The following is a 13,503-nucleotide window of genomic DNA, read 5'->3' as shown; positions in this document are numbered from 1 at the left end:
CTGGGGGCGAAGCCCCCGGCAGGGTCCGCGCCGGTGCGGGGCGCCATAGAATCTCCGGGTGAACGCCCCCGTACCACCGGCGCAAGCCCTCCGCAGAAGCCTCGCCGACCTGCTCGACGGACTCCCGCCCACCCAGGCCGCCGGAGCCGTCGACAGGCTCATCGCCAACTACCGGGGCGACACCCCCACCCACGCCCCGATCCTCCGCGACCGCGCCGACGTGGCCGCCTACGCCGCCTACCGCATGCCCGCCACCTTCGAAGCGGTCCACTCGGCGCTGGAGGCGTTCGCACAGGCCGCCCCCGGCTGGACGCCCGGCAGCCATGTCGACGTCGGCGGCGGCACCGGCGCCGCCACCTGGGCCGTCACCGCGACCTGGCCCGGCGAGCGCAGCGTCATCGTGCTGGACTGGGCCGAGCCCGCCCTCGCCCTCGGCCGGGAGATCGCCGCCGCCAACCCGGCCCTGCGCGGCGCCCGCTGGCGGCGCGCCCGGATCGGCGCCGACCTCACCCTGGACGCCACCGACCTCGTCACGGTGTCGTACGTCCTCAACGAGCTCTCCGGGCCCGACCGCGCCGCCCTCGTCGACGCCGCCGCGGCCGCCGCGCAGGCCGTGGTGATCGTGGAGGCCGGCACCCCGGCCGGCTACGCCCGCGTCATCGAGGCCCGCGATCGCCTGATCCACGCCGGACTGCACGTCGTCGCCCCCTGCCCGCACAGCGCCGCCTGCCCCATCGAGCCCGGCCGGGACTGGTGCCACTTCTCCGCCCGGGTCGCCCGCTCCTCACTGCACCGCCAGGTCAAGGGCGGCACCCTGCCCTACGAGGACGAGAAGTTCTCGTACGTCGCCGCCACCCGCCTGCCCGCCGGGCCGGCCCCCTCCCGCGTGGTCCGGCGCCCGCAGATCCGCAAGGGCCAGGTGCTGCTGGACCTCTGCGAGGCCGGCGAACGGCTGGCCCGTACGACGGTCACCAAACGCCACGGCCACCTGTACAGGGCGGCCCGGGACGCCGAGTGGGGAGACCCGTGGCCGCCGGAGGACTCCCCCGAGGAGCCGTCCGCGTAGCCGCCGCGGCTTGTTAGCGTCGCCCCATGGTCAACAAGCCGGCCCCCGACGCCACCCGCCGCAGCGAGAAGTCCCGCAGAGCGATCTACGCCGCCGCCCTCGCCCTGGTCGGCGAGGTCGGCTACCCGAAGACCACCGTCGAGGCGATCGCCGCGCGGGCCGGGGTGGGCAAGCAGACGATCTACCGCTGGTGGTCGTCCAAGGCGGACGTCCTGCTGGAGGCGTTCCTCGACCTCTCCACGCAGGCGGCCGAGGAAGCGGGACAGGTGCCGTACACCATCCCGGACACCGGCGACCTCGCCGCCGACCTCAAGGCGGTGCTGCGGATCACGGTGGACCAGATGCTCGACCCGCGCTTCGAGGTACCGGCCCGTGCCCTGGCCGCCGAGGGCCTGGTCAACGAGCTGCTCGGCCGCGAGGTCGTCGCGGGCCTCCTCGAACCCCAGCTCCAGCTGTACGTCGACCGGCTGCGCGCCGCGCAGGACGCCGGCGCGGTACGGGCCGACGTCGACCCCCGCATCGCCCTGGAACTGTTCGTCTCGCCGCTCGCGCAACGCTGGCTGCAACGGACCGGGCCGATCTCCCACGACTACACGGACACGCTGGTCGACTACGCGCTGCACGGAATCGGGACCCCAGACACCCCCAAGCGCACGAAGATGGGACGATAAGGCACACTGTCCGCACACCAGCGAGGCGACGACCAGACTGAGGGGATAGATGAGCGCGACGTTCGGCGGCCGGTCCGGCCGGCAGGGCAAACTCTCCCAGTGGCTGCTCGGACGCCGCCCGAAGGAAGCCGCCGACGACGGCGGCCGTGAGGCCCTGCTGCTGGGCGCCGCCGCGGCGGGCCTGCCGCTCGCCCCCGCCGCGCACCCCGCCCCCGGCTACGGCTGCTCCTGCGACCGCGTCGGCTGTCCCACCCCGGCCCGGCACCCGGTGTCGTTCGCCTGGCAGACGCAGTCCACCACCGACCGCGCCCAGGTCGAACGCTGGGCCCGGCACCAGCCGCAGGCCAACTTCATCACCGCGACCGGCATGACGCACGACGTCCTGGACGTGCCCCTGGAGGCCGGCCGGGAGGCGCTGGAGCGGCTGCTCGGCTCCGGCGTCGAGGTGGGGCCCGTCGCCGAGAGCGACGACGGCCGCATGCTGTTCTTCACCCTCACCCGCGGCACCCCCGAGGACGAGGACGAGTGGTGGCCGTGCGAGCTGGACTGCCGCCCCGAGACCATGGACGAGCATCCGGGCCTGCGCTGGCACTGCCGGGGGTCGTACGTCCTCGTACCGCCCGCCCGGCTCCCCGGTGACGATCGGCAGGTGCGCTGGGTGCGGGGGCCGGAGCATGCGCTGCCGGATCCCTTGAGCCTGCTGGAAGCGCTCACCGATGCCTGTGCGCGGTACGCGGGCGCCGACCATGCGCCCTGGCCGCTGCGGCATTAGGCGGCGCGTTTCACTCGCCCTGCGCCGATGTGAGACCCGGCACCCGCCCCAGCACCGAAACCCTGCCGCTCCCCGCCGGGTCCAAGGCCACCTCTGCCGACATGAACTGCAGCGTCAGGGACTGTTTCACCTCGCCCGTGGTCAGTGCCTGTACGTCCTTGTTCGTGACCGGCACGGTGGTTCCGGTGGCGGCGGTCTGCTTCTCGTAGTGGTGGGTGGTGAAGAACACCAGCGCCCCGCCGTCCGCCGTGCGCAGCGCCAGCGGCGCGTAGGCGCCGCTCGTCAGCGGGCCGTCGATGAACTGGGTGACCAGGCCCGGCTTGCGGGCCCGCTTGGCCCGGTCGGCGCGCTCGACGCTGGTGTACCTGCCGTCGGCGAAGGCCTGGCCGCCCTTCTTCAGGTACGTCGCGTACTCCTGGCTCAGCTTCCCGGGCGCGACGGCGAGCTGCTGGGAGCCGGCCGGTACCGCCTCGGCCCAGCCGTCCTTGTCCGTCTTGAACGCCGGTACCGAGCCCGGCGCCACGAGGGTGACGTACGCCACCCGCCAGCGCTCGCCGAGGTCGCCCCGGGTGAACACCATCAGCCAGCGCAGGTCGCCGGTCTTGTTGCCCTTCGCGTCGGCGACGAACCAGCGCGGCCAGCCGGCCTTCTCGGGGATCGTGACCTTCACGTCCGACAGCTTCAGCGGCACGTGGTTCGGGTTGCCGGACGGGCTGTTGGCGTGCCCGGCCTTCAGCCGCGCGGCGGTGATGTCGCCGAACGGGCCGGTGAGGTAGGGCGCGTCCAGGGAGTTGTCGTAGGCCTTGTCGGCCTTGTTGTACGCGGTCGTGAACGCGGTGAGCGCCTTGGCGGCCTCGGCGCGGGTGGCGGCGGGGAGCACCTCGCGCTCCCCGTGCACCACCACGCATCCGCTCACCGTCAGCGACAAAGCGGTCAGCGAGGCCGCTATGAGTGCGTTACGGTCACGCCTGCGAAGCCTGCGCGGGTTGCGATCCCTGCTCATCGGGTCCCTTCACCTTCCCCTTCCCGGAGGCGAACCCTACCGGGGCGAGGAAGATCGCGAGTGCCGGGATCAGGTACAGCAGCCACACCGTGACCTGGAGGACGGTCGGGTCGGGCTGGAAGTTGAACACACCCTTCAGCAGCGTGCCGTACCAGCTGTCCGGCGGGACGGTGTCGCTGATGTCGAAGGCCAGGTGGGTCAGGCCGGGCAGCCAGTTCGCCTCCTGCAGGTCGTGGAAGCCGTAGGCGAGGACGCCCGCCGCGACCACGACCAGCATGCCGCCGGTCCAGGTGAAGAACTTGGCCAGGTTGATCCTCAGGGCACCCCGGTAGAACAGCCACCCGAGGAGCACGGCCGTGGCGAGGCCCAGCGCCACGCCGATCAGGGGGCGCGGGGTGCCGTCGGACGCCGCGTGCACCGACGTCCACACGAACAGCGCGGTCTCCAGGCCCTCCCGGCCGACGGCGAGGAAGGCGGTGGCGACCAGCGCGCCGGTTCCCATGGCGAGGGCCGCGTCCAGCCTGCCGTGCAGCTGCGACCTCAGGTGCCGGGCGGTGCGCCGCATCCAGAACACCATCCACGTCACCAGGCCGACGGCGACGACCGACAGCGAGCCGCCGAGCGCCTCCTGCGCCTCGAAGGTCAGCTCCTGCGAGCCGAATTCGAGGGCGCAGCCGAAGCCCATGGCGATGGCGATCGCGATGCCGATGCCGGTCCAGATCGGCTTCAGGGCGTCCCGGCGGCCGGTCTTGACGAGGTAGGCGATCAGGATGCAGACGACGAGCGACGCCTCCAGACCCTCGCGCAGGCCGATCAGGTAGTTGGAGAACACGGGCTACGCCTCCTTGGCGAACAGCGTGCGGCCCCACCAGTCGTCCGCGTCCCGGACGCCGGGCGGTATCGCGAAGACCGCGGAACCCACGTGCTGGATGTACTCGTTGAGGGCGTCGTGCGCGGACAGCCTGCGCTGCAGCGGGACGAAGCCGTTGCGCACGTCGCGCTGGTAGGCCAGGAAGAACAGGCCGGCGTCCAGGCGGCCGAGGCCGTCGGTGCCGTCGGTGCCGTCGGTGAAGGAGTAGCCCCGGCGCAGGATGGTGATCCCGTTGTTCGCCTCCGGGTGTGCGAGGCGCACATGCGCGTCGGGCTTCATCGCCTTCAGGAACGGCGCGTCGTGCTCCTTGGCCTTCCCGACCGGCGCGCCCTCGCGCTTGTCCCGCCCGAACACGTCCTCCTGCTCCTGCAGTGAAGTCCGGTCCCAGGTCTCGATGTTCATGCGGATGCGCCGGGCGACGAGATACGACCCACCGGTCATCCAGTCCTGGTCGTCGCCGTCGCCGACCCACACGAACTTCTTCAGCCGGTCGGTCTCGGTGCCCGCGATGTTGCGGGTGCCGTCCTTGAACCCGAAGAGGTTGCGCGGGGTCTGCGCGTCCGGGGTGGTCGAGGACGTCTTGCCGAAGCCGAGCTGGGACCAGCGCACGGCGACCCTGCCGAAGCCGATGCGGGCGAGGTTGCGGATGGCGTGCACGGCGACCTGCGGGTCGTCGGCGCAGGCCTCGATGCACAGGTCTCCGCCGGTGCGGGCCTTGTCCAGGTTGTCGCCGGGGAACCCGGGCAGGTCGACCAGGGCCGACTGGCACGAGCCGAGGCTGGCCCGGCTCACCGCCCGCCCTGACACCCCGGGCGCCGAGCGGCAGCGGGAGGCCATGCTGCGGGCCTACGGTGACACCCTGTCCTCGCTGCCCTCGCAACGGCCCGCACCTGCTCCTGGCCCCTGACCGGCGGCGCCCCCGCCTGGGACGCGCTCGCGGCCGCCGCGATGTTTCAATTCCCCCGTGACTGACTACGACGTACTCCGCGTCTTCTGCGGGCCGAACGGCGGCTACGGCAACGAGCTCGGCGTCGTCCGCGACGGCTCGGTGCTGCCCGAGCGGAGCGACCGGCAGGAGCTGGCGGCCAAACTCGGCTTCAGCGAGACCGTGTTCGTGGACGACCCCGAGCGCGGTGTGATCGACATCTACACGCCCACCCTGCGCCTGCCCTTCGCCGGTCACCCCTGCGTCGGCACCGCCTGGCTGCTCGACGTGCCCGAACTGGTCACGCCCGCAGGCGTCGTCGGTGCCCGGCTGGACGGCGAGTTCAGCTGGATCGAGGCGCGCGCGGAGTGGGCGCCGCCGCGCACCCTGCGCCAGTACGACACGGCGGCCGAGGTCGACGCCCTCGACGTGCCCCCGCCCGGCGAGTGGGTGTACGCCTGGGCCTGGGAGGACGAGGCGGCCGGCCGGATCCGTGCCCGCGCCTTCCCCGGCCGCGACGACGGCATCGACGAGGACGAGGCCACCGGCGCCGCCGCCCTGCTCCTCACGGACCGGCTGGGCCGCGCCCTGAACATCACCCAGGGCAGGGGCTCCCAGATCCTGACCGCGCCCCAGCCGGAGGGGTGGGTGGAGGTCGGGGGCCGGGTGTTCCTGGAGCGCTAGTCGCCGCGAGTGTCAGGCGCTCAGCGGGAACTCGTCCCCGAGCGCCCTGAACACCGCGGTGTTCAGGGCGAAAGCCCGCTTGCACTCCCCGGCGACCCGCTGCTTCTCCAGGTCGTCCACCCGTATCCCGTCCAGCAGCTGCCGGTAACTGCGCTTGAAAGCGGCCGGGTTGGGGACGCCTTCGAAGACGTAGAAGCGGACCCCGTCGCCCTTCCGCCTGAACCCCCAGGTCTTCTCCGCCCGGTCGCGGATGATCTGGCCGCCGGACAGGTCGCCCAGGTAGCGGGTGTAGTGGTGGGCGACATAGCCGACGGGCCAGCGCTCGGCGCACTCGCGGACCCGGGCCGCGTACACCCGCGTCGCGGGCAGGGCGCTCAGGCCCGTCCGCCACCCGGGCCCCCGCAGATGCGCCAGGTCCCGCTCCAGCGCGGCCAGCCGGAACAGCTCGGGCCGGACGAACGGCCCCGCCACCGGGTCCGCCGCCAGCCGCCCGGCGCCGCGCTCCAGTGCCTCGTACACGAACCACAGCTGCTCGGTGTAGCGCGCGTAGGCGGCCACGCCCAGCCGGCCGCCCAGCAGGTCGCTCATGAACGACGAGGTCTCCGCCTCCACGTGCGCCTCGTGGGACGCGGTGCGGATGAGGGTCGAGAAGGAGGAGTCCATCAGGCCGTCCCATCTTGCCGACATCCTGTCGGTAAAAGTCTACAAGAGAAAGCCCGCCCTCGCAGAGGGCGGGCCGTGCGGTCGCCGCAGAAGCGAACGCGGTGTTACGGCAGGGTCAGGATGTCCGCGCCGGTCTCCGTCACCACCAGCGTGTGCTCGAACTGGGCCGTCCGCCTGCGGTCCTTCGTCACGACCGTCCAGCCGTCGTCCCACATGTCGTACTCGTGGGTGCCCAGCGTCAGCATCGGCTCGATCGTGAACGTCATCCCAGGCTGCATGACCGTCGTCGCGTGCGGGCTGTCGTAGTGCGGGATGATCAGGCCCGAGTGGAACGAGGAGCTGATGCCGTGGCCGGTGAAGTCGCGGACGACTCCGTAGCCGAAACGCTTGGCGTAGGACTCGATGACCCGGCCGATGACATTGATCTGCCGGCCCGGCCTGACCGACTTGATCGCGCGGTTCAGGGCCTCCCGGGTCCGCTCCACCAGCAGCCGGGACTCCTCGTCCACCTCCCCGACCAGATAGGTGGCGTTGTTGTCGCCGTGCACCCCGCCGATGTACGCCGTCACGTCCAGGTTGACGATGTCGCCGTCCCTGAGGACCGTCGAGTCCGGGATGCCGTGGCAGATCACCTCGTTGACCGAGGTGCACAGCGACTTCGGGAAACCGCGGTAGCCGAGCGTGGAGGGATAGGCGCCGTGGTCGCACATGTACTCGTGGGCGACCTTGTCCAGCTGGTCCGTGGTGACCCCCGGCGCGATGATCCTCGCGGCCTCCTCCATCGCCTGCGCGGCGATACGGCCGGCGATCCGCATCGCCTCGATGGTCTCCGGACTCTGCACCTCCGGACCGGTGTACGGCGCCGGTGCGGGCTTGCCGACGTACTCGGGGCGGCGGATGTTGCCGGGGACCGAACGGGTGGGGGACAGCTCCCCCGGTACGAGAAGCGACTGGCCAGACATGGCAGCGAGTCTATCGAGCGGAGTTGGGGGATCATGTCGTTGGCGAGAGGAGCTGTTCATGCCCCTGTTCAAGAAGCGCACCGTCGGCAAGCCGGGCGAGTGGTACTACTGCCTGGAGCACAAGAAGGTCGAGGAGGGCCCGGAGTGCCCGGGCAAGGACCGCTTCGGGCCGTACGCCTCGCCGGAGGAGGCCCGGCACGCGATGGAGACCGCCGCCGAGCGCAACCTCCAGTGGGAGAACGACCCGCGCTGGCACGACGCGTCGGCCGGCGGGAGCGGCGAGGAGGACTGATCAGGCCTGTACGGCCGTGCGCTGCTCGCGCATGCGTACCGCGTGCTCGTTGGTGCGGGCGTCGTACGTCATGAGCCCCGGCAGGCACAGCGCGAGCAGTCCCATGGCACCGGCGCAGGCCAGCCCGCCGGAGACGACGGAGGTCCGTACGCCCGCCCAGGCGGCCAGGCCGCCCGCCCGGACCTGGCCGAGCTGCGGGCCGACCGAGTAGGACAGCAGCTCGATCCCGGCGAGCCGGCCGCGCAGCTCGTCCGGGATCGTCTGGTTCCACATGGCCGACCGGAAGATCCCGCTGACCATGTCGAAGCCGCCGCCGACGGTCAGGAGGACGAGGACCAGCCACACGTTCCCGCACACCCCCGCCGCCGCGACCGCCAGGCCCCAGCCCGTGGCCGACAGCAGCACCATCAGCCCGTGCCGGTGGATCCGGGAGGCCCAGCCGCTGGTCAGGCTCACCAGCATCGCGCCGGCCGGGACCGCGGCGTACATCAGGCCGAGCGCCCAGTCGGCGTGCAGCTCGCCGGCGAGGAACGGCAGCACCGCGAGCGGCATGGCCAGGAACATCGCCGCGAGGTCGACGGCGTAGGTGCCGAGGAGTTCCTTGCGGTTCCAGGCGTACCGGGCGCCTTCCAGGACGGCGTTCAGGGAGGGCTTCGAGGCCTCGTGGGAGGCGGGGGAGGGGGCGATCCGGATGATGTACGCCAGCGAGACGACGAACGTCAGCAGGTCGGCGGCGTACGCCCAGCCGAGGCCCGCGTAGGCGACGACCACGCCCGCGAGGGCCGGGCCCGCGACGCCGCCGACGGTCCAGCGCAGGGAGTTCAGCGAGGCCGCGGCGGGCATGTCGTCGTGGGCGACGATCCGGGGCCACAGGGAGTCAAGGGCCGGGCGCTGTACGGAGACCAGCGCGGAGGAGAGGGCGGCGACGGCGTACAGCGGCCAGACCGCGGGGTGCGGAGCCAGGGCGTTGAGCAGCAGGACAGCACTCAGCAGGCCCTGCCCGGCCTCCGTCCACACGATGAGCTTCCGCTTGTCGAGGGCGTCGGCGAGGGCACCGCCGTACAGACCGCAGAGAACGAGCGGCAGCAGCTCCACGGCACCGATCGCGCCCACCGCCGCGGTCGACTCCGTCAGGTCCTTCAGCTGGACCGGGAGCGCGACGAAGGTGAGAAAGCTGCCGAAGTTGCTGATCAGCCCCGACTTCCAGAGCCGGCGAAAGTCGGCGGAGGCCTTCCAGGGGGCGAGGTCGGGCAGAAGAGCACGGGTCACTTCAGGCATGTTCGGTTGGGCGCAGTCCGGGGGGCAACTGCTTTTCCCGGCCCCCACCGGGGGTTCTGCCGGGCAGAGTCACCAGGGGGCCGGCGGCGGTGCCGTCAAAGCTTCCGCCAGCCTTGCCAACCTGTCCCGGAACCCCCGCCGAACCCTCGGAGAGCCACCGTTCTCCCCGGCCGCCGCACTGACCAGGTGCTGGACGGTGTCCAGGTCTAGTTCCGCCCCCCGCGGTACGGCCAGCGTGTCGTGGGCCATCGCGGCGAGGTCGCCGCCACCCGCGCCCAGCGCCAGCACCGTCACCCCGGCCCGGCGGGCGTCGTGCACGCGCTCCAGCAGCGGCGCGGGCTCCTCGGGGGCCACGACCAGCAGGGTCTCACCCCGCCGCGCCGCCCCGATCCGGCCGGGCCCCACGGCCAGGTGAGGCGGGTCCGAGGGGCGCGCGTGATGCCGTACCAGGGTCGGCGCCAGCTCGGGCGTCCCGGACCACGCGGCCTCGTCCACCAGATGCGCCGCCAGATGCCACGGCTCGTACTCCGGCGTGCCCACCAGCAGCAGCCCGCCCCCGTGCGCCACCACCGACCCGCGCAGCACCCCCGCGAATCTCCGGGTGGCTCCCAGCCACTCGGTCCCGGCGAGCACTTCCCGCAGCAGTGCGACCCGTACGGCGTCCATGCGCCCGCATCCTGCCGCAAACCGGTCACTCGTGACCCGGAGTTCACCCGGAATTCGCCCGCGCCGGGGACGTACAACGCCTCGTCCGTACCGCAGGCGTCCCCAGGAGCCGCCCGATGACCGACGTCACCGTCCCCTTCCGCGCCGGACGCGAGGGCTATGCCGCCTACCGGATACCGGCCGTCGTCGCCACCCGCGCCGGCACGCTGCTCGCCTTCTGCGAGGGCCGCGCCGGCTCCGCCGCCGACCACGGGCACATCGACATCGTGCTCAAGCGGTCCACGGACGGCGGCCGCACCTGGGGCCCGCTCCAGGTCGCCGCGAGCAACGGGCACGACCTCGCCGGAAACCCCGCCCCCGTCGTCCTCGACACCGGCCGCATCCTGCTCGTGCACGTCCGGGCCGCCGCCACCGCCACCGAGGCCGCCATCCTGCGCGGCCGGGTGCCGGACGCCGACGGTCGGCGGGTGTGGGTGCGGCACAGTGACGACGAGGGGGCGACCTGGTCCGTGCCCCGGGAGATCACCGCGCAGGTGAAGAAGCCCGGCTGGCGCTGGTACGCCACCACCCCCGGCCACGCCCTCCAGCTGAGCACCGGCCGCATCCTCGTCCCCGCCAACCACACCCTGCCGCCCAACGGCACGGACACCGGCACCGGCGCCGAACCGCGGTACAACAGCGGCCACTGCCTGCTCAGCGACGACCGGGGGGAGACCTGGTACCTCGGCTATCTCGCCGAGAACACCGACGAGTACATCAACGTCAACGAGACCACCGCCGCCGAACTCCCCGACGGCCGCGTCTACTTCAACACCCGCACCGACTCGGCCTCGCCCGGCAACCGCGCCGACGCCCACTCGGCGGACGGCGGCAGGACCCTCGTCAAGCCCTTCCGCCCGCAGGCGGGACTCTCCGCGCCCGTCTGCCAGGCCTCCGTCCTCCAGCTCCGGGACCTGGACCTGCTCCTCTACTCCGGCCCGGCCGACCCCGCCTTCCGCGCCCTGATGACGATCCGCGCCTCCACCGACGGCGGCACCACCTGGCGCACGGCGTACACCGTTGACGGGCTGCCCGCCGCCTACTCCGACCTGGTCCGCGTCGACCCGGACACCGTCGGACTCCTCTACGAGACCGGCGACTTCAGCGCCTACGAGACCATCACCTTCCGCCGGGTTCCGGTGGCGCGGCTCGGGCGAGCCGGTGCCCTGCCCCTCACGGACGTAGAGTCGCACCCATGACCTCTACGACCTCCACCGACAGCGCACAGACCCCGGCCAAGGCTCCCGCCAAGGACCCCTGGGACCTGCCCGACGTCTCCGGGTACGTCGTCGGCGTGCTCGGCGGCACCGGACCGCAGGGCAAGGGCCTCGCCTACCGGCTCGCCAGGGCCGGCCAGAAGGTGATCATCGGTTCCCGGTCCGCCGACCGCGCCCAGGCCGCCGCCCAGGAATGCGGCCACGGCGTCGAGGGCGCCGACAACGCCGAGGCCGCGCGCCGCAGCGACATCGTGATCGTCGCCGTACCGTGGGACGGCCACGGCGACACGCTGAAGGCCCTGCGCGAGGAACTGGCCGGCAAGCTCGTCGTGGACTGCGTCAACCCGCTCGGCTTCGACAAGAAGGGCGCCTACGCCCTCAGGCCCGAGGAGGGCAGCGCCGCCGAGCAGGCCGCCGCCCTGCTGCCGGACTCCCGCGTCGCCGCCGCCTTCCACCACCTGTCCGCCGTCCTGCTCCAGGACCCGGAGATCGAGCAGATCGACACCGACGTGATGGTGCTCGGTGAGGAGCGGGCCGACGTCGAGATCGTGCAGGCCCTCGCCGGGCGCATCCCCGGCATGCGCGGTGTCTTCGCCGGGCGGCTGCGCAACGCCCACCAGGTCGAGTCGCTGGTCGCGAACCTGATCTCCGTCAACCGCCGCTACAAGGCACACGCCGGGCTCCGCATCACCGACGTCTGAGCGGATGGGGGACACTGGTCGGCGAAGCAGTACCGAGCAGTGTCCCCCGACAGGAGTCTCCCGTCATGCCCCTTCTGCCCCCGCCCACCCGGACCCGGCGACTCGCCCTGTACACCCTCGTCGTCTGCGTCCTCGCCGTGGCCGCCGCCGTCGTCTCCTTCCTCCAGGGCAGCTGGCTGGGAATCGTGTGGGTGCTGCTGGCGGGCCTGACGTCCAACATGACCTGGTACTACGTCAAGCGCGACCGGGCCGGCGCCGGGCAGGGCAAGTCCGTCACGGGCTGACCAGGCAGCCGTCGGGCGTGCCCTGCCAGAAGCGGTACAGCGCCTCGCCGCAGTAGCGCTGGTCGACCGTGATCCCCAGGCCGTCGAGGATGTCGTAGATCCAGGTGAAGAACGCGTGGTTCAGCGACGGCACCCACAGCAGCGCGAACACGAACAGCAGGCCGAACGGCGCGAACGGCTCCACCTGCCGTTTGACCCTGTACGACAGCCAGGGCTCGATCACGCCGTAGCCGTCCAGGCCCGGCACCGGCAGGAAGTTCAGGATCGCCGCCGTCACCTGGAGCAGGGCCAGGAACGCCAGCGCGTACTGGAAGCCGGCGGGCACGCCGTCCAGCGCGTGCAGCCAGAAAGGCGCCGTACACACCGCCGCGAACAGCACGTTCGTCAGCGGGCCCGCCGCCGAGACCAGGCTGTGCCGCCAGCGGCCCCGGATCCGGCCGCGCTCGATGAACACCGCACCGCCGGGCAGACCGATCCCGCCCATGATCACGAAGAGCACCGGGAGCACGATGCTCAGCAGCGCGTGCGTGTACTTCAGCGGGTTCAGGGTCAGGTAGCCCTTCGCGCCGATCGTGATGTCGCCGCTGTGCAGGGCCGTGCGCGCGTGCGCGTACTCGTGCAGGCACAGGGAGACGATCCAGGCCGCCGTCACGAACAGGAACACCGCGACGCCCGGCCGTGCCGCATACCCCGTCCAGACGGCCCAGCCCGTCACCGCCGTCACGGCCAGGATCCCGACGAACACGGGACTGACCCGGCGGTCGCCGCGGCGGGTGGTGGCGGTGGTCATCGGCGGGCTCCTGTGCGGTGGGGACGGTGCGGAGTGCGACCGTACCGGCCGCGCCCTCGCGGGGGAAACGTCTCGCGCTCGCCGTCCGGTTCCTGGACCCTGGGGGGATGCCACGGATGAGGGTGTTCTACGAGGACTGGCAGATGGAATGCTGCGGCACACCGTTCGCGGTGGGCGACGAGGTGTCCTGGCCGCTGGCCGCCTACGACACCGAAGGCGTCCGGGAGGGCCACGGGTACGGCGCCGAGGCGTGGGTGGAGAACCACGGCGACCCGGACCGGCCGGTCGTGGGCCGGGTCCGCGCCGTCGACCTGGTCCACGAGGAGTACGGCTTCCGGCTGCCCGACCCGCAGCCCGGACCCGTGAAGCCGCGGGGTGGAGTCGTGCTCCGGGGCTCGGGACGCGGCCTCGAACCGGTGCCCGGCACCGTCACGCTGGAGCCCTCCGCCGGCTGTCCGAAGTGGTTCGAGGAGGTGGACCGCGGCACGGTGGACGGCCTCGGAAGGGTGCGCCGCACCCGCGGCGCCCTCGTCACCCTGGAGCTCGCCGACGGCACGGCCCTGGAGCTCCCGGACGGCACGCCGCCGCAACCCGGTGACCACCGGTGACCGCTCCGGCG

The 13,503-nt window shown here is 72.5% G+C and carries 16 protein-coding genes and 1 pseudogene; 9 read left to right on the top strand and 8 right to left on the bottom strand.

Annotated elements, in window-relative coordinates:
• Positions 1–58: 58 nt before the first annotated feature.
• From LMU33_RS12165 to LMU33_RS12155, 3 genes are read left to right on the top strand one after another with little or no spacing between them, the layout of a single operon-like run.
• Positions 59–1,066, top strand: coding sequence for a small ribosomal subunit Rsm22 family protein (locus tag LMU33_RS12165; RefSeq protein ID WP_228619966.1), 1,008 nt, complete (start codon positions 59–61; stop codon positions 1,064–1,066).
• 26 nt (positions 1,067–1,092) lie between these two features.
• The gene (locus LMU33_RS12160) at positions 1,093–1,737 is read left to right on the top strand and encodes a TetR/AcrR family transcriptional regulator (RefSeq protein WP_228619964.1); all 645 of its coding nucleotides are present in this window, start codon (positions 1,093–1,095) and stop codon (positions 1,735–1,737) included.
• Between the two features lie 49 nt (positions 1,738–1,786).
• The gene (locus LMU33_RS12155) at positions 1,787–2,509 is read left to right on the top strand and encodes a bifunctional DNA primase/polymerase (RefSeq protein ID WP_228619962.1); all 723 of its coding nucleotides are present in this window, start codon (positions 1,787–1,789) and stop codon (positions 2,507–2,509) included.
• Between the two features lie 10 nt (positions 2,510–2,519).
• Here the strand turns inward: LMU33_RS12155 and LMU33_RS12150 are convergent, their stop codons facing one another.
• From LMU33_RS12150 to LMU33_RS12140, 3 genes and pseudogenes are all read right to left on the bottom strand, one after another.
• Positions 2,520–3,512 carry an SCO2278 family lipoprotein gene (locus LMU33_RS12150; RefSeq protein ID WP_228619961.1) on the bottom strand — a complete coding sequence of 331 codons (993 nt, stop codon included), beginning with the start codon at positions 3,510–3,512 and terminating at the stop codon, positions 2,520–2,522.
• Positions 3,472–4,344 carry an iron uptake transporter permease EfeU gene (efeU, locus tag LMU33_RS12145; RefSeq protein WP_228619959.1) on the bottom strand — a complete coding sequence of 291 codons (873 nt, stop codon included), beginning with the start codon at positions 4,342–4,344 and terminating at the stop codon, positions 3,472–3,474. Before efeU ends, LMU33_RS12150 begins: the two co-directional genes overlap by 41 nt.
• 3 nt (positions 4,345–4,347) lie before the next feature.
• Positions 4,348–5,145 (bottom strand): annotated as a pseudogene (locus tag LMU33_RS12140) (Dyp-type peroxidase); the annotation flags it as partial.
• 202 nt (positions 5,146–5,347) lie between these two features.
• Here LMU33_RS12140 and LMU33_RS12135 point away from each other — a divergent pair.
• Positions 5,348–5,992, top strand: a complete 645-nt coding sequence (locus LMU33_RS12135; RefSeq protein ID WP_228619957.1) for a PhzF family phenazine biosynthesis protein — start codon at positions 5,348–5,350, stop codon at positions 5,990–5,992.
• Positions 5,993–6,004: 12 nt separating this feature from the next.
• Here LMU33_RS12135 and LMU33_RS12130 read toward each other — a convergent pair whose 3' ends face one another.
• Both LMU33_RS12130 and map read right to left on the bottom strand, forming a co-directional pair.
• Complete coding sequence (locus LMU33_RS12130; RefSeq protein WP_372477930.1) at positions 6,005–6,679, bottom strand: biliverdin-producing heme oxygenase; 675 nt, start codon at positions 6,677–6,679, stop codon at positions 6,005–6,007.
• Positions 6,680–6,759: 80 nt separating this feature from the next.
• Entirely contained in the window at positions 6,760–7,617 is an 858-nt protein-coding gene (gene map, locus LMU33_RS12125; RefSeq protein WP_228619955.1) for a type I methionyl aminopeptidase, read from the bottom strand.
• Between the two features lie 58 nt (positions 7,618–7,675).
• Between map and LMU33_RS12120 the strand changes: the two genes are divergently transcribed.
• On the top strand, positions 7,676–7,909 hold the full coding sequence (locus LMU33_RS12120; RefSeq protein WP_228619954.1) for a hypothetical protein: 234 nt from the start codon (positions 7,676–7,678) through the stop codon (positions 7,907–7,909).
• Here the strand turns inward: LMU33_RS12120 and LMU33_RS12115 are convergent, their stop codons facing one another.
• Both LMU33_RS12115 and LMU33_RS12110 read right to left on the bottom strand, forming a co-directional pair.
• Positions 7,910–9,187 (bottom strand): MFS transporter, encoded by a 1,278-nt coding sequence (locus LMU33_RS12115; protein ID WP_372477929.1) that lies wholly within the window; start codon positions 9,185–9,187, stop codon positions 7,910–7,912.
• A 69-nt stretch (positions 9,188–9,256) separates the two neighbouring features.
• Positions 9,257–9,853, bottom strand: coding sequence for a hypothetical protein (locus LMU33_RS12110; protein WP_228619951.1), 597 nt, complete (start codon positions 9,851–9,853; stop codon positions 9,257–9,259).
• Between the two features lie 116 nt (positions 9,854–9,969).
• Between LMU33_RS12110 and LMU33_RS12105 the strand changes: the two genes are divergently transcribed.
• From LMU33_RS12105 to LMU33_RS12095, 3 genes are all read left to right on the top strand, one after another.
• Positions 9,970–11,091 carry a sialidase family protein gene (locus LMU33_RS12105; protein WP_228619949.1) on the top strand — a complete coding sequence of 374 codons (1,122 nt, stop codon included), beginning with the start codon at positions 9,970–9,972 and terminating at the stop codon, positions 11,089–11,091.
• Positions 11,088–11,810 carry an NADPH-dependent F420 reductase gene (gene npdG, locus LMU33_RS12100; RefSeq protein WP_228619947.1) on the top strand — a complete coding sequence of 241 codons (723 nt, stop codon included), beginning with the start codon at positions 11,088–11,090 and terminating at the stop codon, positions 11,808–11,810. The genes LMU33_RS12105 and npdG overlap by 4 nt, the downstream gene beginning before the upstream one ends.
• A 65-nt stretch (positions 11,811–11,875) precedes the next feature.
• Positions 11,876–12,094 carry a hypothetical protein gene (locus LMU33_RS12095; protein ID WP_228619945.1) on the top strand — a complete coding sequence of 73 codons (219 nt, stop codon included), beginning with the start codon at positions 11,876–11,878 and terminating at the stop codon, positions 12,092–12,094.
• Here the strand turns inward: LMU33_RS12095 and LMU33_RS12090 are convergent.
• Positions 12,084–12,884, bottom strand: a complete 801-nt coding sequence (locus tag LMU33_RS12090; protein ID WP_228619944.1) for a site-2 protease family protein — start codon at positions 12,882–12,884, stop codon at positions 12,084–12,086. The genes LMU33_RS12095 and LMU33_RS12090 overlap by 11 nt on opposite strands.
• Positions 12,885–12,991: 107 nt before the next feature.
• Between LMU33_RS12090 and LMU33_RS12085 the strand changes: the two genes are divergently transcribed.
• Positions 12,992–13,492: a DUF6578 domain-containing protein gene (locus tag LMU33_RS12085; RefSeq protein ID WP_228619942.1), complete on the top strand. Its 501-nt coding sequence runs from the start codon at positions 12,992–12,994 to the stop codon at positions 13,490–13,492.
• Positions 13,493–13,503 lie beyond the last annotated feature (11 nt).

The organism is Streptomyces barringtoniae, from assembly GCF_020819595.1.
Taxonomy (GTDB): Bacteria; Actinomycetota; Actinomycetes; order Streptomycetales; family Streptomycetaceae; genus Streptomyces; species Streptomyces barringtoniae.
This window is presented reverse-complemented; position numbering and strand designations above follow the sequence as displayed.

Coding starts and splice junctions, on each gene's coding strand:
- LMU33_RS12110 (WP_228619951.1), bottom strand. CDS start 9,853: ATGGACGCCGTACGGGTCGCACTGCTGCGGGAAGTGCTCGCCGGGACC.
- LMU33_RS12150 (WP_228619961.1), bottom strand. CDS start 3,512: ATGAGCAGGGATCGCAACCCGCGCAGGCTTCGCAGGCGTGACCGTAAC.
- LMU33_RS12120 (WP_228619954.1), top strand. CDS start 7,676: ATGCCCCTGTTCAAGAAGCGCACCGTCGGCAAGCCGGGCGAGTGGTAC.
- LMU33_RS12160 (WP_228619964.1), top strand. CDS start 1,093: ATGGTCAACAAGCCGGCCCCCGACGCCACCCGCCGCAGCGAGAAGTCC.
- LMU33_RS12095 (WP_228619945.1), top strand. CDS start 11,876: ATGCCCCTTCTGCCCCCGCCCACCCGGACCCGGCGACTCGCCCTGTAC.
- LMU33_RS12085 (WP_228619942.1), top strand. CDS start 12,992: ATGCCACGGATGAGGGTGTTCTACGAGGACTGGCAGATGGAATGCTGC.
- LMU33_RS12090 (WP_228619944.1), bottom strand. CDS start 12,884: ATGACCACCGCCACCACCCGCCGCGGCGACCGCCGGGTCAGTCCCGTG.
- LMU33_RS12155 (WP_228619962.1), top strand. CDS start 1,787: ATGAGCGCGACGTTCGGCGGCCGGTCCGGCCGGCAGGGCAAACTCTCC.
- map (WP_228619955.1), bottom strand. CDS start 7,617: ATGTCTGGCCAGTCGCTTCTCGTACCGGGGGAGCTGTCCCCCACCCGT.
- npdG (WP_228619947.1), top strand. CDS start 11,088: ATGACCTCTACGACCTCCACCGACAGCGCACAGACCCCGGCCAAGGCT.
- LMU33_RS12115 (WP_372477929.1), bottom strand. CDS start 9,187: ATGCCTGAAGTGACCCGTGCTCTTCTGCCCGACCTCGCCCCCTGGAAG.
- LMU33_RS12105 (WP_228619949.1), top strand. CDS start 9,970: ATGACCGACGTCACCGTCCCCTTCCGCGCCGGACGCGAGGGCTATGCC.
- LMU33_RS12130 (WP_372477930.1), bottom strand. CDS start 6,679: ATGTCGGCAAGATGGGACGGCCTGATGGACTCCTCCTTCTCGACCCTC.